This window comes from Epibacterium sp. MM17-32 (assembly GCF_022348205.1).
GTDB lineage: Bacteria > Pseudomonadota > Alphaproteobacteria > Rhodobacterales > Rhodobacteraceae > Epibacterium.
Genome location: NZ_JAKRFC010000005.1, coordinates 110054 through 133912, shown reverse-complemented (window position 1 = coordinate 133912; position 23859 = coordinate 110054). Strand labels below are relative to the sequence as shown.

Below are 23859 nucleotides of genomic sequence, written 5' to 3'. Positions count from 1 at the left end.
GAAGGACATCCAATGCTTGGCAAGATGATGACGCAACCGCTGACCATCAGTTCGCTGATCGAGCACGCAGGCAAGTACCATGCCGGCACCACCGTGGCGTCGGTCGAAACCACCGGTGGCGTTGAACACACGACCTGGGGGCAGGTTGCGGGTAACGCGCGCAGGCTTGCCGCGGCGTTGGATCGGCTTGGGCTGGCACCCGGCACCCGCTGCGGCACGATCGCCTGGAACAACCGTCGCCATCTGGAAATCTACTTTGGCGTCGCCGGGGCGGGTTATGTCTGCCACACGCTGAATCCGCGCCTGAAGCCCGAGCAGCTGATTTACATCATCAACCACGCCGAGGATGAGGTGCTGTTCATCGACTCGACCTTTGTGTCGGCCGTGGCCCAGTTGCGACCGCACCTGCCGAAGCTGCGCCATGTGGTTCTGATGGGGCCGGAAGATGCCGAGGCCGCCGCCCAGATCGACGGGCTGCTGTTCTATGACACGCTGCTCGCCGCAGAGAGCGATGCTTATACCTGGCCCGATCTGGACGAGAACACCGCCTCCAGCCTGTGCTACACCTCGGGCACCACCGGCAATCCCAAGGGCGTGCTCTATACCCACCGCTCCACGGTGCTGCACTCTCTGGGCGGCAACCAGCCCGACGGGTTGGCGCTTGCAGCCCGCGACAGTGTCATGGCGGTGGTGCCGATGTTCCACGTGAATGCCTGGGGCGTTCCCTATATCACTGCCGCGGTTGGCGCCAAGCTGGTGCTGCCGGGGCCGCATCTTGATGGCGAAAGTCTGGTGAGGCTGATCGATTCAGAACAGGTCACCATTGCGCTGGGCGTGCCGACGATCTGGATGGGTCTGTTGCAGGCCCTGGAGACAACCGGAAGCAAAATCCCCAGTCTGGAGCGTACCGTGGTGGGCGGGTCTGCCTTGCCGTCGGTGATGATCCCCACATTCCGCGATACCTACGGGGTGGAGCTGATCCACGCCTGGGGGATGACCGAGACCAGCCCGCTTGGCACGCTCAATCAGCTCCTGCAGAAACACGCCGATCTGAGCGACGCCGACAAAGGCGCGATCCGCACGGGACAGGGGCGCCCGCCTTTTGGGGTGGAGCTGCGTATCGTCGATGAGGCCGGGGTCGCCCTGCCCGAGGACGGGCAAACCCAAGGCGCGCTTCAGATCCGGGGGCATTGGATCATCGACACCTATTTTGGCCAGGAACAGTCCGCGCTGAATGATGATGGATGGTTCGACACGGGCGACGTGGCGACCATAGATCCCGACGGGTACATGATCATTCGGGACCGGACCAAGGACATCATCAAATCGGGCGGCGAGTGGATCTCCACGGTCGAGCTGGAGGACATCGCCATGTCGCATCCTGGGGTTGCTCAGGCCGCGGCGATCGCGGCGCGCCACCCCAAATGGGATGAACGGCCGGTACTGATTGCGGTGAAATCCGACCCGGCGCTTACGGAGGTAGAGCTTCTTAAACACTATGATGGCAGGGTCGCCTCGTGGCAGGTCCCGGATGCGGTTGTGTTCGTGGATGCCTTGCCGCTCGGTGGAACCGGCAAGGTTCAGAAGAACAAGCTCCGCGAATCATATGGTGACCTGCTGTTGTGACAGCGTCAAAGGGGGCGGGAATTTGACCCGCCTCGACCGCCGCCACAAAGCGGCCACATTGTCGCCAGGAGCCTGCCTCAGGTTCACCCCCGAAAAGCCAGGATGGCCTCGATTTTGCCTTAGAAACCATACGTTTAGGTGTGTTACTGGGGCCAATTTTATCTGTTAAGACCTGGTTAAGGAACGCCTCTGTATCCCGGTTTTGGGTGAACAGAAAAGGTGGTGGGAACATGACTGCTCAGAGCAATGAAGCTCCGGTAATTATCAAGAAGGTGAAGAAAGTCAGCGGTGGTGGACACCATGGCGGTGCATGGAAGGTGGCCTATGCCGACTTCGTGACCGCGATGATGGCATTCTTCCTTCTGATGTGGCTCTTGAATGCAACCACGGAGAAACAGCGCAAGGGTCTGGCAGACTATTTTTCGCCCTCGATTCCGCTTGCGCGGGTTTCCGGTGGCGGCAACGGCGCCTTCCAGGGCGACACCATGTTCACCGAGGATGTGAAGCCGCAGAACGGGATTGGCGCGACCCGGGAAAATCCGACCGATGCCTCCCGCGCGCAGGGTGATTCCGGTGTCGCCGACAATCAGAAGAACGACGCCGCCGAAGAGGCCAGCTTCCGCAAGATCGAAGAGGCGCTGATGGGGCGCGGCGGCGAGAGCATGGTCAGCATTGATATGGCGCGCCACATCGTGACCCGCGTCACGGACGAAGGTCTCATTATCGAGTTGTTCGAAACCGATGATGCCAAGCTGTTTGAAGCGGGAAGCGAACGCCCCACGGCCCTGATGCGGGATCTGATGCGGATGGTGGCGCGGGTGACCGCCTCGGTAGAGAACGACGTCGCCATCAGCGGACACGTGGCCTCGACCCCGGTGGTGATCGCCAACAACCCGGTCTGGTCGCTCTCTCATGCCCGGGCGGACGCAACGCGGGAACACCTGCAGGCGGGCGGCATGAAGGCCAAGCGAATCTCGCGGGTGACCGGTCATGCTGATCGTGACCTTGCCTCCGGAAATCCGATGTCACCGCGAAACAACCGCGTCGAAATCACGCTCCTGCGGAAGTGACAGCCCCATAAAAGCAAGGCAAAAGCGGCTAACAGATAGATTGGATTTTATCTGTTAGCCGCACGTTAAGTACAAGCGCGGTAAGTGTTTCTGCGAGTAGATCTCAAGATGCAGCAGAAAGGCGTATCTCATGACCATTTCTTCTTCGCTGAATGCTGGCGTAGCCGGGCTTGCCGCGAACTCCAGCCGTTTGGCGGCGATTTCAGACAATATCGCAAATTCTTCGACCGCCGGTTATAAACGCGTCGTGACCTCATTTGAATCCATGGTCATCTCGCAATCCGGCGGCGCCTATGCCGCAGGTGGCGTATCGGTCAACAACGCGCGCATGATTGACGAGCGCAGCTCTCTGATCACCACCAGCAATTCCACCGACCTTGCCGTCGACGGCAAAGGGTTCCTGCCCGTTGCAAGCCTGGCGGAAGTCGAGGCCGGCGAAGACGCCACCATGCTGCTGACGACATCCGGGTCGTTCCGCACCAACGAAGAGGGGTATCTGACCACCTCGTCCGGTCTGGTGCTGCTCGGCTGGCCGGCGGATGCGGATGAGAGCTTCCCCACCGTGGCCCGTGATACCGATGATCCGCTGGAGGCGATCAAGTTTGATACCTCGCAGCTGAGCGCGGCGCCCACCACCGAAGTCAGCCTCGGCGTGAACCTGCCAGCGGAAAGTGCCGTGACCGGCGCTGCGGGTGATACCGAACAGAACACGATCCAGTATTTCGACAACCTCGGTGGTCAGCAGGATCTGGACATCGAATACACGCCGACTGGTCTCAACGACAACGAATGGACCATGACGCTGACCGATGGCGCGACCGGCACGGTTGTCGGGGACTATACCCTGACGTTTGATGACTCTGCCACGGGTAAGGGCACGCTGGACACGGTCACGACCACAACGGGCGGCGCCTATGACTCCACCACCGGCACCATCATCGTGACCACCGACAGCGGTCCGATCGAGATCGAAATCGGTGTGATGACACAGCTCTCCAGCGCCTTCTCGGCGGCAACGATCGAGAAAGATGGCTATGAGGCTGCCAGCTTTGCTGGCGTCGAGGTGGACGAGGGCGGTTTTGTACACGCGCTGTATGAAAACGGCAGCAGCCGCATCGTGTATCAGATCCCGCTTGCGGACATGCCCAATGCCAACGGCATGAAGTCGCTGGACAGCCAGACCTTCATGCCCTCGCCGGGCAGCGGTGCCTACTACCTGTGGGATGCCGGAGCGGGCCCGACCGGCACCGTGGCCAGCTATCGCCAGGAAGAATCCGCAACCGATGTGGCGACTGAGCTGACCTCGATGATCCAGACCCAGCGTGCCTATTCGTCCAACGCAAAGGTCATCCAGACCGTGGATGAAATGTTGCAGGAAACCACCAACATCAAGCGCTGATAAAATCGGCGCTTCCACTTGATGAAACATAGTCACAGAAGGTGATTTGGGATGTCTCTTTCGACTGCCCTCAATAGCGCGATGTCTGGCATCACGGCGGCCGGCAGGTCGACGTCGGTGGTGTCCGACAACCTCGCGAACGCCCTCACGGAAGGGTACTACAGGCGCACTCTGGATCTCAGCTCCAATGGGGCCGCGGGTGGCGTGAGCATCGGTTCGGTGCAGCGCATGATCGATCCCGCGATCCAGAAAAGTGTCCGGGCGGCGGAAGCGAACTTTGCCGCCACCTCGGTGACCTCCGATTTCTATGCGCGGATTTCTGAACAGGTCGGCACCGTGAACGATGGATATTCCGTCGCCCAGCGGCTCACCGACCTGGAATCCGCGCTGATCGAAGCCACGTCCCTGCCCGACTCCGATGCCCGACTGAACGACCTCTCGATGCAGGCCGAAGAGCTGGCGATGTCGATTCAGGATGCGGCCGAAGGCGTTGCAACCCTGCGGAACAAGGCCGAAGATTCCATCGTCTCCTTGGTCGACGGGCTGGAAACAGACCTGAAAAACCTCAATGATATGAACAAGAAGATCCTGGCCGCTGAAATTCGCGGTCAGGACACCTCGGGCCTGGAAGATCAGCGCGACAACCTGATCGATTCCATCAATGAGGTCATCCCGGTTCAGATCTACCAGCGCGACAACAATCAGACCGCGCTTTACACGACATCCGGTATCAAGCTGATCGACGGCGGTTCCGTAGCGGAGTTTTCCTTCGACGAAACCCCGCTCGTGACCCCCTATATGACCATCGACAATGGTCAGCTGTCGGGATTGGAAATCGACGGAAAATCCATCGATACCTCGATCAACGGCAGGATCGGCGGTGGCAGCCTTGCCGCGCAATTCCATGTTCGGGATGTGGCGTCGGTGCAGGCGCAGGAAGATCTGGATACCATGGCCGGCGATCTGATCGAACGGTTTCAGGATCCCACGGTCGATACGACACTTGGTGCGACAGATCCCGGGATCTTTACCGACGGTGGTGGGTTCTACGACAACACCAACGAGTTGGGCATCGCCAACCGCATCGAGATCAACAGCACCATCGCGATGAGCGGCGATGCGGAAACCTGGCGCTTGCGGGACGGCCTCAATGCCACCGGCATCGGCAACAAGGGTGACACCACCATCCTGAACAACTACGGCGCCGCACTGGAGGCCAGCAACACGATTTCCTCTGCGGGTCTTGGGACCGGCGATTACAGCGCCTATGAAATCGCCTCCAACCTGATGACGAATTTCACTCAGGAAAACACCTGGGCGGAACAGGAACTGGCGTTTTCCTCTGCAATCTTCTCCGACATCCAGGCCCGCGAGCTGGAGCAGGGCGTCGACACCGACTCCGAACTCCAGACGCTGATGATGATCGAGACAATCTATGCCGCGAACGCCCGGATGATCCAGGCGATCGATGAAATGATGCAGGAACTGATGAGGCTCTAAGCTATGAATGTGCAATCCTTTGGTGACATGGCGCAGTATCTGTTTCTGCGCGGTCGGTCAGTCGAACTCAACAAAACCCTGGATACGTTGACCCAGGAAATGAGCACCGGTATCGCCTCCAACCTGCCAGAGCGCCTCGGTGGCGACCTGGGGTTTGTGGCAGATCTTGAACGCTCGATTTCCAAGATGGACAGCTACCAGGTCGCCGCGCAGGAGGCTGCGCTTCTGTCCTCCACCGCGCAGGACTACCTCGAGCGGATCAACGACAACGCACTGAACCTCGGTGCGGACATCCTGTCTCTGTCCAGCACCTCGAATGACACCACGGCGCAAGAACTCGCCGCCCAGTCGATGACCTTCCTGCGCGAGACCATCTCCAACCTGAACGGTCAACTGTCCGGTCGCAGCCTGTTTGCGGGAACCGACACCGGCGCAACCCCGCTGGAAAGCGCGGACACCATGATGACGGCGCTCGTCGCGGAAGTGGGTGCGTTGACCGATGTGGATGACATCACGCAAGCGGTACAGGACTGGTTCGATGATCCCGCCGGGTTTGACGCGATCATGTACAATGGTTCCACCGATGACATGAGCGCGGTGCGTATCGGCGCGAATGAAGAGGTGAACTTTGCCCTTCGGGCAGACGATGACCGCTTCAAACAGGCGATGAAGAGCTTTGCGCTCGGCGCTTTGGCCAGCGAGGATTATCTGGGCCATCTGTCCACGGTCGAAAGCTCCGCTCTTGTTGAACGGGCCGGCACCGAACTGATGAATGCGCAATCGGAACTGACAGATGTCCAGTCCGACATCGGCTTCATCGAGGCGCGCATTTCCGAAACTCAAACGCGCAACGCCGCAGCGCTGACGTCAATGGGCACCACGCTCAACGACCTGATCCTGGCCGACCCGGCCGAAACCGCCAGCCGCATCGAGGAGGTGGAGTTCCAATTGGAAGCTCTCTATTCGATCACGGTGCGGTCCTCGCAACTTAACCTGCTGAACTACATGTAATGCGTAAGGTTCTGTATATCCTGATGACATGCCTGCTGATGCCAACGCTGGTGCAGGCCAATGCAATTCGTCTCAAGGACCTCGTCGAATTCGACGGTGTCCGGGGCAACGATCTGGTCGGCTACGGTCTCGTGGTTGGCCTGGACGGCACCGGGGACGGGTTGCGCAACTCGCCCTTCACCGAAGAGATCATGACCAACATTCTGGAACGCCTCGGGGTCAATGTGACCGGCGAACAGTTCCGCCCCAAGAATGTCGCGGCCGTGTTTGTGACAGCGACGCTGCCGCCATTCGCACGCGTGGGTGGCACCATCGATGCCACGGTGTCGGCGATCGGCGACTCCAGCAGCCTGCTGGGCGGCACATTGATCATGACCCCGCTCAACGCGGCAGACGGCCAGATCTATGCGGTCGCGCAGGGCACCATTCTTGCAGGGGGCGCCGTTGCAGAGGGGGAAGCCGCTACGGTAACGCAAGGTGTGCCGACCTCTGGCGTGATCCCCTCAGGGGCTCGGGTGGAGCGCGAGATCGAATTCGATCTGTCCTCGCTCAATTCGATGCGCCTGGCATTGCGGGAGCCCGATTTCACCACGGCCGGTCGGATCGAACAGGCGATCAACAGTGAGTTTGGCCGCAATGTCGCAGTGATGCGTGACTCCGGTACTGTCGAGGTCAACATCCAGCGCACCAATGCCCGCTCCACCGCGCATGCGGTTGGTCGCATGGAAAACGTCCTGGTCGAACCGCAGCGCAAGGCGCGTGTCGTTGTCGACCAACGCTCCGGCACCATCGTGATGGGCAGCGATGTGCGCATCTCTCACGTTGCTGTTGCACAGGGGAACCTGACGCTGCGGGTCGAAGAAGCTCCGCTGGTCTCGCAACCCAACCCCTTTGCGGATGGCGAAACGGTGGTTGTTCCACGCACCGGCGCTGCGATCGACGAAGAGGAAGGCGTGCAGCTGGCCGAAGTGCGCGAGACCACATCCCTGTCCGAAGTTGTAGCGGGTCTCAATGCCCTTGGGGTCTCGCCGCGCGACATGATCGACATCCTGAAGAGTCTCAAGGCTGCAGGGGCGCTACATGCGGAGTTCGTCGTGCGTTGACCCGCCTGACCTCAGCCCCCTGATGGAACACCCCGGGAGACCCGCCCGGGGTGTTTCTCTTTGTGCGCGGGCGCCAAATGGCTCCGCGGATGGTGCGCACCGCAGATGGCGCATGAGAGGTTTGCCCCCTTCCCGACAGGCGGACCTGGGGGACAGGGGAGGCAATATGGGGTTCTGCGGCTTGGATGCGCGAGATCCCAGGGCGATGTCCTTGCAGGTGTTGCGAAATGATCTGACTGTTCACTCTATGGCCCTGACATGCGGGATGAAGCCGTCGCGATGGAGGATGTCCGTCTCCTCGGTCGCTGGCTTGTGCATCCTGGTAGGGGCGCAGGCGGGTTGCGCGTCCGGTCACGTTTGCTGGGTGGGAGGCATGGAAACGCCCTCTCTGCACCGGTTTGTAGCGGTGTCCAAACCCACATCCGCAGATACAAAAAGCCCCCGCTCCGGGTGACGGAGCGAGGGCTGTGGTGGTGTGCTGAGGCGTGAGTCAGCTTGGATAGTAGCTGCGGACCAATGCGGTGGCGATCAGGCTCCAGCCGTCCGCGACCACGAAGAAGGCCAGCTTGAACGGCAGGGAAACCAGCGCCGGTGGGACCATCATCATCCCCATGGACATCAACACGGTGGCTGTCACCAGGTCGATCACCAGAAACGGCAGAAACACGAGAAACCCGATTTCAAAGGCACGCGTGATCTCTGACAGCATGAAGCTTGGGATCAGGACGGAGAGCGGTGCTTCGGGGGTCGGGTCTATGCCTTCGGTTCCGGGACGCAGATCCGCGATCGCATAGAACGTATCCGGGTCCAGCCGGTTCGCCATGAACCCGCGGAAGGGGACGACGGCGCGTTCTAGCGCCGGCACCACTTCGAGCTGCTCGTCCAGTAGCGGCGCGATGCCCACGTTCCATGCTTCGGTGAAGACCGGCTCCATGACGAAATACGTCAAAAACAGCGCCAGGCTGATCATCAGCATGTTCGGAGGCGCCTGCTGCAGGCCGATGGCCTGCCGCAGAATGGACAGCACAGTGACCAGAAACGGAAAACAGGTGATCATGATCAACAGACCCGGCGCAATGCTGAGCACCGTGATCAGCAGGATCAACTGAATGGTCCGAGCCGAAATCGATTGTCCGTCTGCGAGGTCAAGGCTCAGTTCTTGAGCCAGCGCTACCTGGGGCAGCATCAGCAGTGCAATGGCTGCCAATGCCCCCAGAGCGAAGAGGTTACGTGTCATCCCAGCCCGCTTTGCAAATCGGCAATTTCAGTCAGCCGGACGGCCAGTTGTCCTGCCTGGTCGCCCTCCATCTCTTCCAGTTGCCCGCGCGCAACCAGGCGGTCGCCGACGTAGAGATCGACTGGATCCTCGACTTTCTTGTCCAGGGTCAGGATGGCGTTCTCGCCCAGATTGACGAGATCCCGGATCAAGGGGCGCGCCTTGCCCACGGAGACAATGACTTCCACCGGCACCGATACAAAGGGGTTCGCGGCATCGGCCGATTTGGGGTTCAGTTCACCGGACTCATCCATAGTGGCTTTCCTCTTTGAATTGGTAGGAGAAGGCATCAATTGAATCGCGGATCGATTCGATCAGGGCCTCGGAGTTCAGTTCGCGTTCGCATTTGCCAACGCGCAGCTGCGCCTGACCGGGAGACAGACCCGCATCCTCGCGCACACGGACGTCGGATGTGGGCTCCTCGCCCAGCAGCGCGCGTACCGCATTCCCCTCACCGGCAGCGACAACGACCTCCATCGGCTCGTTGATCTGACCCTTTGCCATCTCGCTCAGGTGATCGATGACATGATGGCCAAAGGTCGCGGCCATGGTGTCAGGCAGGATGACGGAGGTCAGGACCTTAAACATGGGATCAAGCGATTCCATCAACTGCGTCTGCGCTTCGTGATAGGTGAAGGTGAGGTCTTCGAGCGATCCGGCAAGGGTTGCGGAGATCCGTGTCGTCTCCTTGTCCTTGGCGTCGATCGCATCGTCCCAGCCTGCGGTGTAGCCCTTTTCAAAGGATACAAGCTTGGCTTCTTCCACGATTTCCTCGGAGAAGTTGCTCACGGGTTCGACCGGAGTCTTCACGCCGAAATCTTCAAGAAGATGTGCAATGGTCATCAGGCACGCTCCTCGTTGTTTTCTTCAAGCCACCCGCGCAGGATCTGCACGGTCTCTTCCTGACGCTCGCCGATCATCGAGCGCAGACGGTCCACCGGATCGTCGCTCATGCCGCCACCGCCAAAGCTGTTGAGCCCATCGCCCATGCCCGGCAGGCCGCCCATGCCGCCCATCGGGTCGAACTGATCGTCCTCGCCATTGTCGATCTCGCCGTCGAGCGCGATGCCAGCACCGAGATTGGGGTTGGTCATGAACCCCGAATCACCGCCCATGGCAGGCAACTCCGGCAGGCCGCCGGCGGGGGCAGGGCCATCGGGACCCGGCAGCGCTTTCACCGATGCACCGTTGCCGGCGAGGATCGGACGCACCACGAAGAGCCCGAGGATCAGCGCGACCACTGCCAGGGCAGCCATCTGGATAATCGACATGACATCAAAGTAGAGGTTGTCGAAGAATGACGCCTCGGCTGTGGTGCCTTGCGGTTCCACATTCGGCAGATCCATGGATTTCAGGGTGATGACATCACCGCGTTCCGCGTCGAAACCGACGGCGGCGGAAATCAACTCGCGCAGGGCGTCGAGTTCATCCTGGGGGCGCGGCTCGAAGACGGTCTGACCCTCTTCGCCGCTCTCTGTGGTGATACCATTGATCAGCACCGCAACCGTGAGGCGCTTGATCGCACCGGGTCCACGGATGATTTCTTTTTCGGTTTCCGAGATCTCGTAGTTCACACGCTCGCGCGTTGCGTTGGTATTGGCGCGGGAGCCTTCACCGGTGCCGGCATCACCATCCGGGATATTCGAGGCCACAGTGACCTCCCCCGCCTGATTCTGCGAGCTGTCGGTGCGTTCTTCGACATCGGTGCTGATGGCAACGCGGCTGTCGGGATCAACCCGCTTTTCGCGAATGGATTCCGTATCGGTTACGGTTTCAACACTGATTTCAACGACCGCGTTGCCTTGTCCTACGCGCGCTTCGACCAGGCGCAAGACCCGTTCACGCAGCGTTTGAGAGCGATCGTCCGTGCCCGCGCCCGCGGCCGCCGCGGCCTCTGGAGACCCGATCAACGCGCCATTGGCATCAATCACCGCAACATTATCCACTGCGAGACCGGCCACGGCTGAAGCAACCAGGAAGCGAATCGCGTTGGCCTGCGACGGGGTGATCGGGGTGCCCATTGGGGTTACCGAGACCGAGGCCGTGGGTTCGATGGTTCTCTGAAACGGGTTGTTGCTGGTGTTGGCGATATGAACACGCGCCTGGGTGACATGGGGGTTGGCGACAATGGTGCGGGCCAGCTCCCCCTCTTTTGCACGCCAATAGGCGGCGTCAAACATTTGCGATGTCGTTCCAAAACCGCTGAGCGAATCGAGCAGTTCATACCCTTTGCCACCATTGGCGGGCAGACCCTGGCTGGCCAGCGTCATTCTCAATTCATCGCGTTTGTTTGCGGGGACATAGATGGATCCACCGCGCACTTCATAGTCGACAGCACTCTGTTCCAGAGCGCTGACCACATCTCCGGCCGAGCTGCTTTCGAGCCCGGCATATAGTAGTTGCATGGTTGGCTTGTTGGCCACCATGGACATCAGGAAGAAGGTGAAGATCACGGCGAGTGTCGCCCCGATTCCCATCATCCGCTTCCGCGTGTCCAAACCTGCCCAGACATTCTTGATCTGCTGCACATTAACCTCCGTCGCACCGGCGTTCTCTCCGGCCTGCAACCCTTTTCTCCGATTGGCCTTAACATTCGGTTAGTTCCTGTCGGGTTATGAACGGGGTGCACGACGTTTTAGGAAAAGCCATGACAGACGCTGTAGCTGATGTAGAAACAGAAGGATCGGCGAAGAAGAGTAAGATGCCCCTTATCATTGGGCTCGTACTTGCCATTGCCGGTGCAGGGGGCGGGTTTTACGCCGTTCAGTCAGGCCTTCTTCCCTTTGGGAGCACTCAGGCGCCGGAAGATGCGCATGCGACCAAAGAGGCACCAGAAGGTGTGAGCAAGGGTGAGTCGGCGGAAGAGATCGCCAGCCTCGCCTTTATCGAAATGGAACCGATCGTGATCACGCTGAACAAAGCCAGCGGTGTTCAACAGCTTCGGTTCCGTGCGCAACTCGAGGTCAACCAGGCCGATCAGGCCGAGGTTGAAAAAGTCCTCCCCAGGGTTGTCGATGTTCTGAACAGTTATCTGCGGGCGCTGGAGCTTGAGGATATGACCGATCCGATGGCCTTGCCGAAACTGCGGGCACAGATGCTACGGCGGATCAATATCGCGACCGGTCAAGGGCGCGTGCGCGATCTGCTGATCATGGATTTCGTACTCAACTAGGAGGACAGGATGGAACTTATTGCTGATATCCTGCTTGCGGCCGGAGCACTGGGTGCCGGGTTTTATTGCCTGGTGCTGTCGCGCCGTCTGAAACGCTTCAATGATCTCGAAAAAGGGGTCGGAGGCGCGGTGGCGGTGCTCTCATCGCAAGTAGATGACTTGAACAAATCGCTGGTGGCAGCCCGTCAGATGTCTGACGGATCCAGCCGGGCCCTGGAGCAGCTGACCGGACGCGCCGAATCGGTGGCGCACAAGCTGGAGCTGATGATGGCGTCGATGCACGACATCGCACCGCAGCAGGACGCTCAGCCGGCCGCCCAGGCAACCGAGGAAAACGACGCCTTGGCCGAAGCGTATGAAGCGGATGCGCAAGTGGAGGAGCCGGCCGAGCCGGTTCAACCCGAGCCGCAGGAGGAGTCGAAACCTGCGGGGCTGATGTTTGTGCGTCACAACCGGAATCAGAACCGGGTGGCGTGATGGCGAAGGCAGACAAATCCAAGAAGATGGAAAAGGCCAAGCGTGGCACATTGATGTTGCTGGCCGTGTTCCTGATGGGCTCTGCAGCTGTCCGCATCGCGCTGGAGGCTGGTCCGGCGATCGCGCGCGAAGTGGCGGAGCTTCAATCCGACGCGCCGAACGAACAGGCCGGGCCAATGACGCGACAGGCGGTTCCCGATTCGGCGGAAATGCAGGCGATGCTGGCAGCCTTCAAGAAGCGCGAAGCCATGCTTGATGAGCGCGAAGCCGAGATCGAAGACCGCATGAAGGCGCTCGAGATCGCGGATGAGGCGATCGAGAAGAAGCTGACGGATCTTCAGCAGGCGGAACAGAAACTGCTGGCAACACTGGCCCTGGCGGACGGTGCGGCCGAAGCGGATGTCACCACGCTGACCTCTGTCTATGAGCAGATGAAGCCCAAGGACGCAGCGGCGCTGTTTGAGGAAATGGATCCGAGTTTTGCCGCCGGTTTTCTGGCGCGGATGCGCCCGGATGCGGCCGCTGGCATCATGGCCGGTCTGAGCCCCGAAGCCGCCTATACGATCAGCGTTGTGCTGGCCGGACGAAATGGTGAGGTGCCCAAGGAGTAACTTGGGCGCGCACTCAGCCTTTCTTAACAAGACTCGCCTACCTTCAAAGTAGTGACGGAATTTGGAGCTTACCTATGATCGGGATTGTAGGGATCATCGTGATCTTTGCCATGGTGTTTGGTGGTTACCTTCTTGCAGGGGGTAAACTGGGCATCATCCTCAAGTCTCTTCCTTTCGAGATGATGATGATTGGCGGTGCGGCGATCGGGGCGTTCCTGATCAGCAATGACATGGGCGGCGTCAAGCACACGCTCAAGGACATGGGAAAGGTCTTCAAGGGACCGAAGTGGAAACCTGATGACTACAAGGATCTCCTCTGTCTGCTGTTCGCCCTGATTCGTATCGCTCGGGCCAACCCGGTCGAGGTCGAACAGCATATCGAAGACCCTGAAAACTCTACTGTCTTTGGCAAATACCCAAAAATCCTTGCGGACAAGGAGGCCGTCAACCTGATCAGCGACACCATGCGTTCTGCATCCATGAACTATGATGACCCGCATCAGGTGGAGGAGGTTCTGGAGAAGCGGATCGAGGCGAACCTGCACCACGCGCTGCATTCAAGCCATGCGCTGCAGACCATGGCTGACGGTCTGCCGGCCCTTGGGATTGTTGCGGCGGTTCTGGGGGTCATCAAGACCATGGCCTCGATCGACCAGCCGCCAGAAGTGCTGGGTAAGATGATCGGCGGCGCGCTTGTGGGGACGTTCCTCGGGGTGTTCCTCTCCTACGGCCTGGTCGCGCCCTTTGCGGGCAAGGTGAAATCCGTGGTCGAGGAAGACGCGCATTTCTATCAGTTGATACGTGAAGTTCTCGTCGCGAATCTTCACAACCACGCCGCAGCCATCTGTATCGAAGTGGGGCGTCAGAACACGCCATCCCATATCCGGCCCGGGTTCTCCGAGCTGGAGGAAGCTTTGAATGAAGTGAAACAGGACGCAGCATGATCTCGCGAGCAATCGCATATGCCACCGCAATGGTGATAGCCGGATACGCAAGCGCGCAGACCATTGTCGCCAGGTCCGGAGAACACGAGGATTTTACACGTCTGGTAATGCGAATTCCGGATGGTGTGGAATGGTCTCTGACGCAGAGCGACCGTATTGCGACAATCAACGTCGGATCGCCGACCGCGGTGTTCAATACGCGCAACGTGTTTGATCTGATCCCCCGCACCCGGGTCCGCTCTGTGAGCCAGACCGGCCCGGGTCAACCGCTCCGGATCGAACTGGGGTGCGAGTGCGCCGTGGACTATTATCAGCAGGCCGATGGCTATCTTGTCGTGGACGTTCGGGAAGGCAGGTCGTTGAAACTGGATGCGCCAGCGGACACAACCAGCCTGCCCCTTACATTTCCGTCTGCGGCGATCGGGGGCGGCTTTCAACTTGGTCAACAGGATTTGGCCAGTGCGCGGGTTGCAATGGACCTGGCGGATGCTGTGGCCCAGACCTTTGGCACGGCTCAGCAAAGCCCGCGGCATACTGGTCCCGTCCAATTGCCATTGAATGCAGCCGGCCCGGATGGCGCCCCGCTAGAGGGAACAGATGCCGCTGGTACGCAATTGGCCGAGGATACACCCGAGGTCGCTGCGAACGAAAAAACCGAAGATGGTAAATCAGAGCCTGCCTCGCTGGAGTCGGATGCCAGCCTGTTGATGGATCTCGACGAGAACCGGCGGGCGGCAATGGTCAATGATACCGAAGCGCGAATCCTGCAACAGATCGGACGCGCCAGCGATCAGGGGTTGCTGCAACCGACAGATCAGGACGCCGCGACCAACCAGCTGGATCCGCTTGGCAACGAGAACCGGCCGCTCAATCCGCTGGACAATATTTCGGTGACATCGGCCATCGACCGTGAAACCGGCTTGCTGGCCGTCGGAGCCGGAGGCGACTCTCAGGATACGCATTGCATTGCGGATCGCGAACTGGCGATTCATGATTGGGGTGATGATCAGCCGTTTTCCGAGCAGATCAGTGCGCTGCGCAACAAGATCCTTGGTGAATTTGACCAGGTGAATCGCGAGGCGACCCTTCGACTGGCACGCACCTATCTGTATTTTGGTTTTGGTGCCGAGGCGGCAGCGACCTTGAACCTGATCCCGGAAGACGATCTGCCAACGCGGTCCCGCGAGATCATGACGACCATGGCTCGAATCCTCGATTCTGCGGATTTGCCCGTGAACACCGTTTTCTCCGGTCAGCAAACCTGCGGCGGAGATGCGGCCTTCTGGGCGGCGATGTCGGACGGTGTGGTGAAAAAAAGCGCCAACACCGATGCCATCCAGCAGGCCTTTGCGAAGATGCCGCCTCACCTTCGGGTTCAGCTGGGGCCAAGGGTCAGCACCTTTTTCGCCGAAGCGGGTGATCCCCATGTCGCCAAAGTTGCGATGCGCGCCGTGGAGCGCACCGGCGTCGAGAACATTCCTGATCGCAATCTGGCAGAAGCGGCCATCGCCGCACTTGAGGGAGACAGTGACGCGGTTGCCCGCAACCTGACGGAAGAAGTCGCTGCGCAGAGTGAAAATACGCCGCGTGCTCTGATCGACCTGATCGAATTGAGCTTTCAAGAACGGCGGGCTTTGTCTCCGGATGTGCCAGAGTTGGCGGCATCTTACGAGTTGGAAAACCGCGATACGGAACTTGGTGCGGATCTGCGTGTGGCTGAGGTCACCGCGCTGGCGCTGGTTGGCCGCTTTGACGAGGCATCTGCGCGGTTCAACAGGCTCACGGCCCGCGACGGGGTCGCGGCGCGCAACCGGGCAAACCTTCCGTTCATGACCTTGCTGACGGAAAACGCGGATGATGTCACTTTCCTCAAATATGGCCTCATTTTTGCCGAGGACAGTGGCGCAACACGTGCAGCACAGGTCGGAGAGATGGTCGCGCGACGCCTTCTTGATCTGGGCTTTCCCGAGCAGGCAGAGAACCTTCTGCGCAAGATGAGCCTGGAGCCGGGCAATCAAAACCGACGCATGATGAGTGCTGAAGCACATCTGGCTATGGAGCAACCGCAGCGTGCATTGGTGGAGTTGATGGGACTTGAAGGTGAGCAGGCGGATCGCATGCGCGCCAAGGCCCTGTGGTTGAACAAGGAATACAATCGCGCCAGCGAGTACATGCTGTCCGCACAGGAACTGAACGAGGCTGCCCGTGGTTTCTGGCACTCGGAAGATCGTCAGGCCGTGGAAACACTGGATCAGGACCGGGCGCCTTTCCGTGCCGTTTCCGATCTGACGGATCAGATTGATGCGGCGGTGCGCGAACCGCAGGGACTGCCACCACTGGCCGAAGCGCGCGCGCTGGTCGAAAGCAGTATGGGCGCACGCAGTTCGATCGAAGAGCTGTTGCGGCAGGTTGAACGCGACACAGCCCCAGACGAACCGTAACGCGATAACTCTTCTGGTGACATGGCCGTCCTTCGGGGCGGCCATTTCCTTTCGCGGTGATAACACTTTGTAAATCCTGGGCGCCTAACCTGAAATCCAGGGAAGAATCCTGAATTGGAACAGGCAGAATGCCAGTGAACGCGATGAAATTTACCGCGCCGCAAGGCCGGTTGTCCGTGGCCGTGCCGCATTGCTCTGCATTGCCGTCACGGCTTTTGGCGTTTGGTCTTCTGAAACACCTGTGGTCCGACAGATCTCGCCCTGTCCCGACCGGTGCTGCCGGCCTGTTTCTGATCGCTTTCACATAAGAGAAAAACCGTGCCGAATCTGTCAGTCAAAGAGCTTTTCAGCCCGACAATCCTGCTCGCTATGGCGCTCATGGCGATTATCGTCATGATGATCCTGCCAATGCCAGCCTGGGTGCTGGATGTTGGCCTTGCCACATCCTTTGCGCTCGCCATCCTCATATTCACGATCACGCTTTTCATCGAAAGGCCGCTGGATTTCTCGTCGTTCCCGACCATCCTGCTCGGGTCGTTGATGTTGCGCCTGTCGCTCAATGTGTCGTCGACCAAGCTGATCATTGGGCAAGGTCACTCCGGGACCGATGCGGCCGGTAACGTGATCGAAGGGTTTGCCAATTTCGTCATGGGGGGCAGCGTCTTCCTTGGCCTTGTTGTGTTCGGCGTGCTGCTCATCGTGAACTTCATGGTGATCACAAAGGGCGCGGCCCGAATGGCCGAAGTGGGCGCGCGTTTTGCTCTTGATGGCATGCCAGGCAAACAGCTGGCAATCGACAGCGATATGTCGGCGGGTGCGATCGATCACGCGACCGCTAAGGAACGTCGCGAGACAGAGCAGAAAGAGACCACCTTCTTTGGTTCGCTGGACGGCGCATCAAAATTCGTCAAGGGCGATGCCATTGCGGGCCTGTTGATCACTCTGCTGAACCTGATCGTCGGCTTGATCATGGGGGTTCTGATCCATGGCATGCCCCTAGGAACCGCGTTTGAGACCTATGCGATCCTGACCGTCGGCGATGGCCTCGTTTCCCAAATCCCTTCGGTCATCATCTCCATCGCGGCGGCGTTGCTGCTGGCCCGCGGTGGCGCTACCGGTGCGACCGACGCGGCGATTTTCTCGCAGATGAGCAAATACCCCGGAGCGCTGGCGGCTGTTGCTGTCTTGATGGTGCTCTTTGCCCTGGTTCCGGGTCTGCCTTTTGTCCCCTTCATTACCGGCGGCGCAGTGCTGGGTTTCTTCGCCTACCGCATGCAGAAGAAGAACGCCGAGGAGGCGCAGAAGGAAATAGATGCCAAGGTCGAGGAAGTGCAGTCGCCGGAGAAATCGAAAGCGCTTGGCGATATTCTCGATCTTGATGATCTGCATCTGGAGTTCTCGCAAGACCTGGTGTCGATGGTTCTGGACCCAGGAACGGGCCTCGACGCGAGGATTGCCAACATGCGCACGCATGTTGCGACCACGTTTGGTCTCATCCTGCCGGAAATCCGTTTGACCGATGAGGCGGAACTGGAAAACGGGACCTATGTCATTCGTATCCAGGGTGTTGAGCAGGCACGGGGCACGCTTCATGCCGATATGGTGCTGGCATTGATGCCGGACAATCATGCTGCGCTGCCCAAGGGCACTGATGTTACCGAACCGGTCTACGGCGCGCCCGCGCGCTGGATTTCCACGAAACACCAGGAAGATGCCGCCCTTATGGGGGCCACCGTTGTATCGCCGCCGGAAATCCTGGCCACCCATCTTTTGGAAGTGGTCAAGCAGAGCTTCCCGCGCCTTCTGACACTCAAGGCGTTGCGCCGCCTGCTGCGCGAAATGACCGAACTGTCGGACGAGTTCCGGGCCAATGCCAACAAGAAACTGCTGGATGAGCTGATCCCCGACAAGGTGCCGATCGACACGCTGCACGCGGTGCTGCGGCTGCTGCTGGAAGAGCGCGTATCGATCCGCAACATGCCACTTATTCTGGAGTCCATTGCCGAAGCTCGCATGCGGACCACGTCGCCGGAACTGATCACCGAGCATGTCCGTCAACGCCTGGGGTTCCAGTTGGTCGCGGAAATGAAACGCGAGGATGGTACCATCCCGTTGGTGCAACTGGCGCCTGAATGGGAAGATGCCTTCAACACCTATCAGGTGGAAACCCAGTCCGGCCTCGATATCGCCTTGCCGCCCGACACGTTCAACAAACTGGTGGAGGCGATGAGCGACAAGATCAATCAGGTCACGGAACAGGGGGTGTTTGCTGCGATTGTCACCTCGACTCGCCGCCGGCGCTACCTGCGCACAATTCTGAGGTCGCGCGGCATTCAAAACCCGGTGCTGTCGTTCGAGGAGATCGGCCTCGAGGCACGCCCGGCTCTGGTTGGCATGGTCCCTGCATGAGATTCGAAGGCATCACTCCGGAACTGATGGCACTGCTTGGCATTGGCTTTTGGCAGGCGGCCATCGTGTTCCTGCGGATCGGTGCCATGGTGTCGATCATGCCGGCGTTTGGCGAGCAGATGTTTCCGACCCAGATGCGGCTTGCAGTCGGGCTTGTGTTCACGGCCGTCGTTGCGCCGGCGTTGCCACAAATGCCGATGCCGGAGACGATCATGCAGTACGCGGGGCTGATTGCAACCGAGGTTGTGGTGGGTCTGGCGCTTGGTATGGCGCTGCGCATGTTCATGCATATGTTGCAGACTGCGGGGTCTATCGCGGCCCAGTGTACCTCTCTGAGCCAGGTGCTCGGCGGGGCCGGGGTCGATCCAATGCCAGCGGTCGGCGCGGTCCTGTGGATCGCGGGGATCGCATTGGCGATCTTGCTCGACCTGCATATCCGCGCCGTCGAACTGATGATCGGATCCTACCAGTTGTTTCCCGTTGGGCAGTTCCCCGAGGCATCGGGACTGTCGGAATGGGGCGTGTTCCGGGTTTCGCAGGCCTTTTCTGGCGCGTTCACCCTGGCAGCCCCCTTTATCATCACTGCGGTGATCTACAATCTCACCCTCGGCATCATCAACCGGGCCATGCCGCAGTTGATGGTGGTCTTTATCGGGGCGCCGGTGATTACCCTGGGTGCGTTGTTCCTGCTGATGGTCAGCGCACCGATGATCCTCGATGTCTGGGGGCGTAACTTGCTGAGCTTCTTTGCCAATCCCGGCGCAGGTATGCCATGAGCGACGACAGCGACGACTCTGATAAGTCATTCGAACCAACGCCGGAAAAGCTGCGCAAGGCGCGTCAGGACGGTGATGTTCCAAAGTCCAACGATCTGTTGCAAGCGGCCTCCTATCTGGGGCTGCTGATTGCATTGTATTCCGCAGGCAGCGCCTCGGTCGAGAAGCTGGGCACGGTGCTGATGGCCTTTATCGATCAGCCGGATCGGTTGGCGCCAGTGTTCCTGAGCGATGGGCTCGCAGCACCGGTGGCCGGGGAATTCATGCGATCGTCGGTTGCCGCAGTGTTGCCTTGGTTTATCGTTCCGGCTGCGCTGGTTGTGCTTGCGGTCTTTGCGCAAAAGGCGATGGTGTTTGCGCCCAAACGCATTGAACCAAAGCTGTCGCGCCTGTCGGTCATCAAGAACGCAAAGAACAAATTCGGGCGCTCCGGCCTGTTTGAGTTTGGCAAAAACTTCTTCAAACTGATGCTCTATTCCATCGCATTGGGCATCTATCTCAGTTGGCGTTTGCCCGAGATGGTGGCGTCGGTGGACACCAGCGCGTCGACAGTGGTGCCGTTCCTGGTGCAGCTCGCGTTGGAGTTCCTGATCCTGACGCTGGTGATCGCCCTTGGAATCGGCATGGTGGATGCGTCTTTCCAGCAGGCGGAATTCATTCGCAAGAACATGATGTCCCGCAAGGACGTTATGGACGAGATGAAGAATTCCGAAGGGGACCCGCAGATGAAGGGGCAGCGCCAGCAGAAAGGGCGCAAGATCGTCAGCAAGCAGATCGCGGCCGCGATTCCCGAGGCGGACGTGGTGATCGTCAACCCGACCCACTACGCGGTTGCACTGAAATGGAGCCGGGCTTCGGGCAGTGCGCCGGAATGCGTCGCCAAGGGCGTGGACGAGGTTGCGGCGGTGATCCGGGAAATCGCTCAGGAAAACGGCGTACCGCTGCACAGCGATCCGCCCACCGCGCGGGCACTCTATGCCACCGTCGAGGTGGGTGAGGAAATTGCCGAAGAACATTATGCGCCGGTCGCCGCGGCAATCCGGTTCGCCGAAGAGATGCGCAAGAAAGCCAAGGATAGCATACTATGAAACAGGACAAGATGTTGGGTCAGATGCGTGCCGTGACCAACGCGGTCTATCTGAGGGAACATGCAAAGGTGAAACCGCTGCTGGATCGTGAGGCGCAGCTGCGCGGCAAGCTGTCGATGTTGAAACAGCAGGTCGAGGACTCAAAGGCTTTGATCGACAAGAGCCACGAGATGAAAACGCTGGGCGTCGATCTGCAATGGCAGCAATGGCATACCAACGCCCGCCGCGATCTCAATCAGGAGCTGGCGCAGGTGACGGCACAGAAATTCCGCGCCATGGACAAGCTCCGGCAGGCCTTCGGGCGCAAACATGCGGTCGAAACCATGGAGAGCAAACATAAGGCAGATGCAAAGGCGCATCGCAACAAGATGTTGTTCGACCGGCTGATGAACCTGGATTGATCACCAGAACCAGCACTAAAAAAGCCGCCCTCGTTTCGAGGGCGGCTTTCTAATGTGTATCGGTGTTTGTTCAGACGTCCTGGCGGGTGATTTCGAGGATCAACACATCCACGAGGTCCTTGCCAAGGAAGCGGCGCGCCTCCTCCCGCAGGGATGTACGCAGCGGATCAAGCACTTCGGAGCGGGTGAAGGCACCGCGAAAACCGCCCATGTTGGCATGGTCAAACAGCACCCTGAGAAACACATCGCGCAGCTTCGGTTCGAATGCATGGACCTTGGAGGCCATGCCCGGCTTGGTTTCTAGGCTCAAGGACACCACCACCATCGACGCCAGCTGATCGCGTTCGACCACGGGGATCACAAACTGGTTGTTGATCTTGATGAACTCATTAGCAGGTGCATCGCGGGCGGCGTCGTGATCGTCCGCGGTGTCATCCGTATCGGTGCCAGCCTCCGTGGTGGCATACTCGTCAGCCTCGGCGTCTGAGCTTGCTGGTGTGATGGGCTCTTCGGGCGCGGGCGCCAGCATGATGCCGGCGCCGATACCCCCTCCAAGTCCGATGATCAGCATGATGACTGGAAGCAGTTTTGACATCACAAGTTCACCTCAGAACGGCAGGACGGCGTCCAGCACCTGCTGACCGTAGCGGGGTTGCTGAACATCGGTGATTTGTCCGCGGCCCCCATAGGACACCCGTGCAGACGCGATCTTGTCATAGGTGATCTCGTTCTGGCGGCTGATGTCATCGGGACGCACATACCCGGACACCAGAAGCTCGCGCAGTTCGAAGTTCACCCGAAGCTCCTGCGACCCGCTGATGGCCAAGACACCATTGGGAAGCACGTCGACAACGGTGGCCGCAACGCGCAGCTCCAGCTTTTCGCTCCGGCTGACCGAGCCGCTGCCCCCCGAGGAGGAGGAGGACCCAAGGTCCACAAGATCCGCACTGGAGGCGCCGTCCGGCAATTCCTCGTTCAGGCGCTGGGGCAGGCCAAGGAGCTGAGGCACCTGCATGCTCTCGGAAGACGTGCGCGAGCGTTCGGTGTCATTGGAGATGGACGCCTCTTCGTCGATTTCGATCACGACCGTCAGGATATCGCCCTTTTTCGTGGCACGACGGTCCCCCAGCAAGGATTGCCGGGACCGGCTCCACAACGAGGCATTGTCGACAGCGCGCTGTGGCTGCGAGGTCAGGGGCAAGCCCTGATAGAGCATCGCAACGTGCTCCTGCGTTTCGTTCGCGGGCGTGAAGCTCGGCGGTTTGCCCAGGTGATCCAGACGTGCACATCCGCCCAGAAGGCCGAGACCGAGGACTGCACATTTGACTGCGAGAATGGGTTTCATCAGTTTACCTCAATATTGCCGTCGGCCCTGATCCGGCCAGTGACCGTCGTGCGCGAAGACAGGTTCATGACACGGATCAGTTCGCCTTCGGCGCCGCGGCCGAGCGAACGGCCTTCCGTGGTGATTTCGAGACCGCCGTGGCGAAAGATCAGCTTTACCAGATCGTTGCGGTCCACCAGCGCCGGCGGTCCAATGTCGCCGGCGTGAATGGGACGGCTTGCATAAAGCGCAACCCGTGCTTCCTGCCCGATCAGCTCTTCCGGTACGCTCAAGGCGCCGGGCGACTGGATGTTCTTGAACACCAGATCTTCGGCGGCGATGATCTCCTTTGCCCGGATGGTCCGAACTGGCACGAGCACATCTGCCAGGGCGGATTGGGCGAAGAGAAGGCCGATGAGGACGGGCAGGAGTTTCATTTAACGCACCTGTGTGGTTGCCGACATCATCTGGTCAACGGCGGAGATCACTTTGGAGTTCATCTCGTAGCCGCGCTGGGCTTCGATGAGATCCGTGATCTCGCGCACAGCATCAACGGAGCTGTCTTCCAGATAGCCCTGTCTCAGTGTGCCCAGACCGTCTGCACCGGGTTCGGTGGTGATGGGCTGACCAGAGGCTTCGGTCTGTTTGAACAGGTTGCTCCCGACGGCCTCCAGTCCTTTGGGGTTGGTGAAGCCCGAAAGGGTGAACTGGCCCAGAAGTTCCGCTTCCACCGTATCGCTGAAATAGGCGTAGAGCTCGCCTTCGGCATTGATCGACAGCGATGTCGCGTCCTCCGGCACGGTGACCTCGGGCGAAACCGGGTAACCGTCGCTGGTCACCACCAGACCTTCGGCAGAGCGTTTGAACGAACCATCACGGGTATAGGCAGTCTCTCCCGACGGCAGGGTCACTTCGAAGTAGCCGTTGCCGTCGATCGCCAGATCCAGGTCATTCCCGGTCTGCGACAGGGCGCCCTGGTTCAGATAGACCGAAACCGCCGAAGGACGTACACCAAGGCCAACCTGGACACCGGTCGGCAAGACCGTGCCGTCAGATGCATTGACGGTGCCGGCGCGCGAGACCTGCTGATAATGCAGGTCAGCGAATTCGGCCCGCCGTGCATTGTAGGCGGTGGTGTTCATATTGGCGAGGTTGTTGGAGATGGTTTCGACGCGCAGCTGTTGCGCGCTCATCCCCGTGGCGGCGATTTTAAGTGCACGCATGATGATCT

23 protein-coding genes are annotated in these 23859 nt (G+C 59.8%); 15 read left to right on the top strand and 8 right to left on the bottom strand.

Annotated features, from left to right (window positions below):
* Positions 1-12: 12 nt before the first annotated feature.
* The 6 genes from MHM88_RS10280 (at position 13) to MHM88_RS10255 (ending at position 7709) form a co-directional block, all read left to right on the top strand.
* A complete protein-coding gene (locus tag MHM88_RS10280) occupies positions 13-1626 on the top strand; it encodes a long-chain-fatty-acid--CoA ligase (RefSeq protein WP_239364017.1) in 1614 nt (537 codons plus the stop codon).
* Positions 1627-1856: 230 nt separating this feature from the next.
* Positions 1857-2696 carry a flagellar motor protein MotB gene (locus tag MHM88_RS10275; protein WP_239322187.1) on the top strand — a complete coding sequence of 280 codons (840 nt, stop codon included), beginning with the start codon at positions 1857-1859 and terminating at the stop codon, positions 2694-2696.
* Positions 2697-2826: 130 nt separating this feature from the next.
* Positions 2827-4095: a flagellar hook protein FlgE gene (locus MHM88_RS10270; RefSeq protein ID WP_239322186.1), complete on the top strand. Its 1269-nt coding sequence runs from the start codon at positions 2827-2829 to the stop codon at positions 4093-4095.
* Positions 4096-4146: 51 nt separating this feature from the next.
* On the top strand, positions 4147-5595 hold the full coding sequence (gene flgK / locus MHM88_RS10265; protein WP_239364014.1) for a flagellar hook-associated protein FlgK: 1449 nt from the start codon (positions 4147-4149) through the stop codon (positions 5593-5595).
* 3 nt (positions 5596-5598) lie between these two features.
* Positions 5599-6606, top strand: coding sequence for a flagellin (locus MHM88_RS10260; RefSeq protein WP_239322184.1), 1008 nt, complete (start codon positions 5599-5601; stop codon positions 6604-6606).
* Positions 6606-7709, top strand: a complete 1104-nt coding sequence (locus tag MHM88_RS10255) for a flagellar basal body P-ring protein FlgI (RefSeq protein ID WP_239322183.1) — start codon at positions 6606-6608, stop codon at positions 7707-7709. Before MHM88_RS10260 ends, MHM88_RS10255 begins: the two co-directional genes overlap by 1 nt.
* Before the next feature lie 490 nt (positions 7710-8199).
* Here MHM88_RS10255 and fliP read toward each other — a convergent pair whose 3' ends face one another.
* The 4 genes from fliP to fliF are packed head-to-tail and all read right to left on the bottom strand — an operon-like array spanning position 8200 to position 11513.
* A complete protein-coding gene (gene fliP / locus MHM88_RS10250; RefSeq protein ID WP_239364011.1) occupies positions 8200-8946 on the bottom strand; it encodes a flagellar type III secretion system pore protein FliP in 747 nt (248 codons plus the stop codon).
* The gene (locus MHM88_RS10245; RefSeq protein ID WP_239322181.1) at positions 8943-9239 is read right to left on the bottom strand and encodes a FliM/FliN family flagellar motor C-terminal domain-containing protein; all 297 of its coding nucleotides are present in this window, start codon (positions 9237-9239) and stop codon (positions 8943-8945) included. The genes fliP and MHM88_RS10245 overlap by 4 nt, the downstream gene beginning before the upstream one ends.
* Positions 9232-9828: an ABC transporter ATP-binding protein gene (locus tag MHM88_RS10240; RefSeq protein WP_239322180.1), complete on the bottom strand. Its 597-nt coding sequence runs from the start codon at positions 9826-9828 to the stop codon at positions 9232-9234. Before MHM88_RS10240 ends, MHM88_RS10245 begins: the two co-directional genes overlap by 8 nt.
* On the bottom strand, positions 9828-11513 hold the full coding sequence (gene fliF, locus MHM88_RS10235) for a flagellar basal-body MS-ring/collar protein FliF (RefSeq protein WP_239322179.1): 1686 nt from the start codon (positions 11511-11513) through the stop codon (positions 9828-9830). The genes MHM88_RS10240 and fliF overlap by 1 nt, the downstream gene beginning before the upstream one ends.
* A gap of 119 nt (positions 11514-11632) precedes the next feature.
* Here fliF and fliL point away from each other — a divergent pair, with 119 nt between their 5' ends.
* The 9 genes from fliL (at position 11633) to MHM88_RS10190 (ending at position 21304) form a co-directional block, all read left to right on the top strand.
* On the top strand, positions 11633-12157 hold the full coding sequence (fliL, locus tag MHM88_RS10230) for a flagellar basal body-associated protein FliL (protein WP_239322178.1): 525 nt from the start codon (positions 11633-11635) through the stop codon (positions 12155-12157).
* A 9-nt stretch (positions 12158-12166) separates the two neighbouring features.
* The gene (locus MHM88_RS10225) at positions 12167-12634 is read left to right on the top strand and encodes a hypothetical protein (RefSeq protein ID WP_239364003.1); all 468 of its coding nucleotides are present in this window, start codon (positions 12167-12169) and stop codon (positions 12632-12634) included.
* Positions 12634-13245 carry a MotE family protein gene (locus MHM88_RS10220; protein ID WP_239364000.1) on the top strand — a complete coding sequence of 204 codons (612 nt, stop codon included), beginning with the start codon at positions 12634-12636 and terminating at the stop codon, positions 13243-13245. The genes MHM88_RS10225 and MHM88_RS10220 overlap by 1 nt, the downstream gene beginning before the upstream one ends.
* A 74-nt stretch (positions 13246-13319) precedes the next feature.
* Positions 13320-14189: a flagellar motor stator protein MotA gene (gene motA, locus MHM88_RS10215; RefSeq protein WP_239322175.1), complete on the top strand. Its 870-nt coding sequence runs from the start codon at positions 13320-13322 to the stop codon at positions 14187-14189.
* Positions 14186-16630 carry a hypothetical protein gene (locus MHM88_RS10210; protein ID WP_239363996.1) on the top strand — a complete coding sequence of 815 codons (2445 nt, stop codon included), beginning with the start codon at positions 14186-14188 and terminating at the stop codon, positions 16628-16630. Before motA ends, MHM88_RS10210 begins: the two co-directional genes overlap by 4 nt.
* 369 nt (positions 16631-16999) lie before the next feature.
* Entirely contained in the window at positions 17000-19039 is a 2040-nt protein-coding gene (gene flhA / locus MHM88_RS10205; protein ID WP_370687480.1) for a flagellar biosynthesis protein FlhA, read from the top strand.
* Positions 19036-19815 (top strand): flagellar biosynthetic protein FliR, encoded by a 780-nt coding sequence (locus tag MHM88_RS10200; protein ID WP_239322172.1) that lies wholly within the window; start codon positions 19036-19038, stop codon positions 19813-19815. The genes flhA and MHM88_RS10200 overlap by 4 nt, the downstream gene beginning before the upstream one ends.
* Entirely contained in the window at positions 19812-20903 is a 1092-nt protein-coding gene (gene flhB, locus MHM88_RS10195; RefSeq protein WP_239322171.1) for a flagellar type III secretion system protein FlhB, read from the top strand. The genes MHM88_RS10200 and flhB overlap by 4 nt, the downstream gene beginning before the upstream one ends.
* Entirely contained in the window at positions 20900-21304 is a 405-nt protein-coding gene (locus MHM88_RS10190) for a hypothetical protein (protein WP_239322170.1), read from the top strand. The genes flhB and MHM88_RS10190 overlap by 4 nt, the downstream gene beginning before the upstream one ends.
* Before the next feature lie 70 nt (positions 21305-21374).
* Here MHM88_RS10190 and MHM88_RS10185 read toward each other — a convergent pair whose 3' ends face one another.
* Genes MHM88_RS10185 through flgG form a run of 4 tightly spaced genes read right to left on the bottom strand, consistent with a single transcriptional unit; the run spans position 21375 to position 23851 of the window.
* The gene (locus MHM88_RS10185) at positions 21375-21899 is read right to left on the bottom strand and encodes a flagellar basal body-associated protein FliL (RefSeq protein WP_239363991.1); all 525 of its coding nucleotides are present in this window, start codon (positions 21897-21899) and stop codon (positions 21375-21377) included.
* A 12-nt stretch (positions 21900-21911) separates the two neighbouring features.
* Positions 21912-22649: a flagellar basal body L-ring protein FlgH gene (flgH, locus tag MHM88_RS10180; protein ID WP_239322168.1), complete on the bottom strand. Its 738-nt coding sequence runs from the start codon at positions 22647-22649 to the stop codon at positions 21912-21914.
* Positions 22649-23065: a flagellar basal body P-ring formation chaperone FlgA gene (flgA, locus tag MHM88_RS10175; RefSeq protein ID WP_239322167.1), complete on the bottom strand. Its 417-nt coding sequence runs from the start codon at positions 23063-23065 to the stop codon at positions 22649-22651. The genes flgH and flgA overlap by 1 nt, the downstream gene beginning before the upstream one ends.
* Positions 23066-23851, bottom strand: coding sequence for a flagellar basal-body rod protein FlgG (gene flgG / locus MHM88_RS10170; RefSeq protein WP_239322166.1), 786 nt, complete (start codon positions 23849-23851; stop codon positions 23066-23068).
* Positions 23852-23859 lie beyond the last annotated feature (8 nt).

Bases quoted from the DNA above. Each gene is read 5' to 3' on its own strand.
- MHM88_RS10280 (WP_239364017.1), top strand. From the start codon at position 13: ATGCTTGGCAAGATGATGACGCAACCGCTGACCATCAGTTCGCTGATC.
- MHM88_RS10275 (WP_239322187.1), top strand. From the start codon at position 1,857: ATGACTGCTCAGAGCAATGAAGCTCCGGTAATTATCAAGAAGGTGAAG.
- MHM88_RS10270 (WP_239322186.1), top strand. From the start codon at position 2,827: ATGACCATTTCTTCTTCGCTGAATGCTGGCGTAGCCGGGCTTGCCGCG.
- flgK (WP_239364014.1), top strand. From the start codon at position 4,147: ATGTCTCTTTCGACTGCCCTCAATAGCGCGATGTCTGGCATCACGGCG.
- MHM88_RS10260 (WP_239322184.1), top strand. From the start codon at position 5,599: ATGAATGTGCAATCCTTTGGTGACATGGCGCAGTATCTGTTTCTGCGC.
- MHM88_RS10255 (WP_239322183.1), top strand. From the start codon at position 6,606: ATGCGTAAGGTTCTGTATATCCTGATGACATGCCTGCTGATGCCAACG.
- fliP (WP_239364011.1), bottom strand. From the start codon at position 8,946: ATGACACGTAACCTCTTCGCTCTGGGGGCATTGGCAGCCATTGCACTG.
- MHM88_RS10245 (WP_239322181.1), bottom strand. From the start codon at position 9,239: ATGGATGAGTCCGGTGAACTGAACCCCAAATCGGCCGATGCCGCGAAC.
- MHM88_RS10240 (WP_239322180.1), bottom strand. From the start codon at position 9,828: ATGACCATTGCACATCTTCTTGAAGATTTCGGCGTGAAGACTCCGGTC.
- fliL (WP_239322178.1), top strand. From the start codon at position 11,633: ATGACAGACGCTGTAGCTGATGTAGAAACAGAAGGATCGGCGAAGAAG.
- MHM88_RS10225 (WP_239364003.1), top strand. From the start codon at position 12,167: ATGGAACTTATTGCTGATATCCTGCTTGCGGCCGGAGCACTGGGTGCC.
- MHM88_RS10220 (WP_239364000.1), top strand. From the start codon at position 12,634: ATGGCGAAGGCAGACAAATCCAAGAAGATGGAAAAGGCCAAGCGTGGC.
- motA (WP_239322175.1), top strand. From the start codon at position 13,320: ATGATCGGGATTGTAGGGATCATCGTGATCTTTGCCATGGTGTTTGGT.
- MHM88_RS10210 (WP_239363996.1), top strand. From the start codon at position 14,186: ATGATCTCGCGAGCAATCGCATATGCCACCGCAATGGTGATAGCCGGA.
- flhA (WP_370687480.1), top strand. From the start codon at position 17,000: ATGGCGCTCATGGCGATTATCGTCATGATGATCCTGCCAATGCCAGCC.
- MHM88_RS10200 (WP_239322172.1), top strand. From the start codon at position 19,036: ATGAGATTCGAAGGCATCACTCCGGAACTGATGGCACTGCTTGGCATT.
- flhB (WP_239322171.1), top strand. From the start codon at position 19,812: ATGAGCGACGACAGCGACGACTCTGATAAGTCATTCGAACCAACGCCG.
- MHM88_RS10190 (WP_239322170.1), top strand. From the start codon at position 20,900: ATGAAACAGGACAAGATGTTGGGTCAGATGCGTGCCGTGACCAACGCG.
- MHM88_RS10185 (WP_239363991.1), bottom strand. From the start codon at position 21,899: ATGTCAAAACTGCTTCCAGTCATCATGCTGATCATCGGACTTGGAGGG.
- flgH (WP_239322168.1), bottom strand. From the start codon at position 22,649: ATGAAACCCATTCTCGCAGTCAAATGTGCAGTCCTCGGTCTCGGCCTT.
- flgA (WP_239322167.1), bottom strand. From the start codon at position 23,065: ATGAAACTCCTGCCCGTCCTCATCGGCCTTCTCTTCGCCCAATCCGCC.
- flgG (WP_239322166.1), bottom strand. From the start codon at position 23,851: ATGCGTGCACTTAAAATCGCCGCCACGGGGATGAGCGCGCAACAGCTG.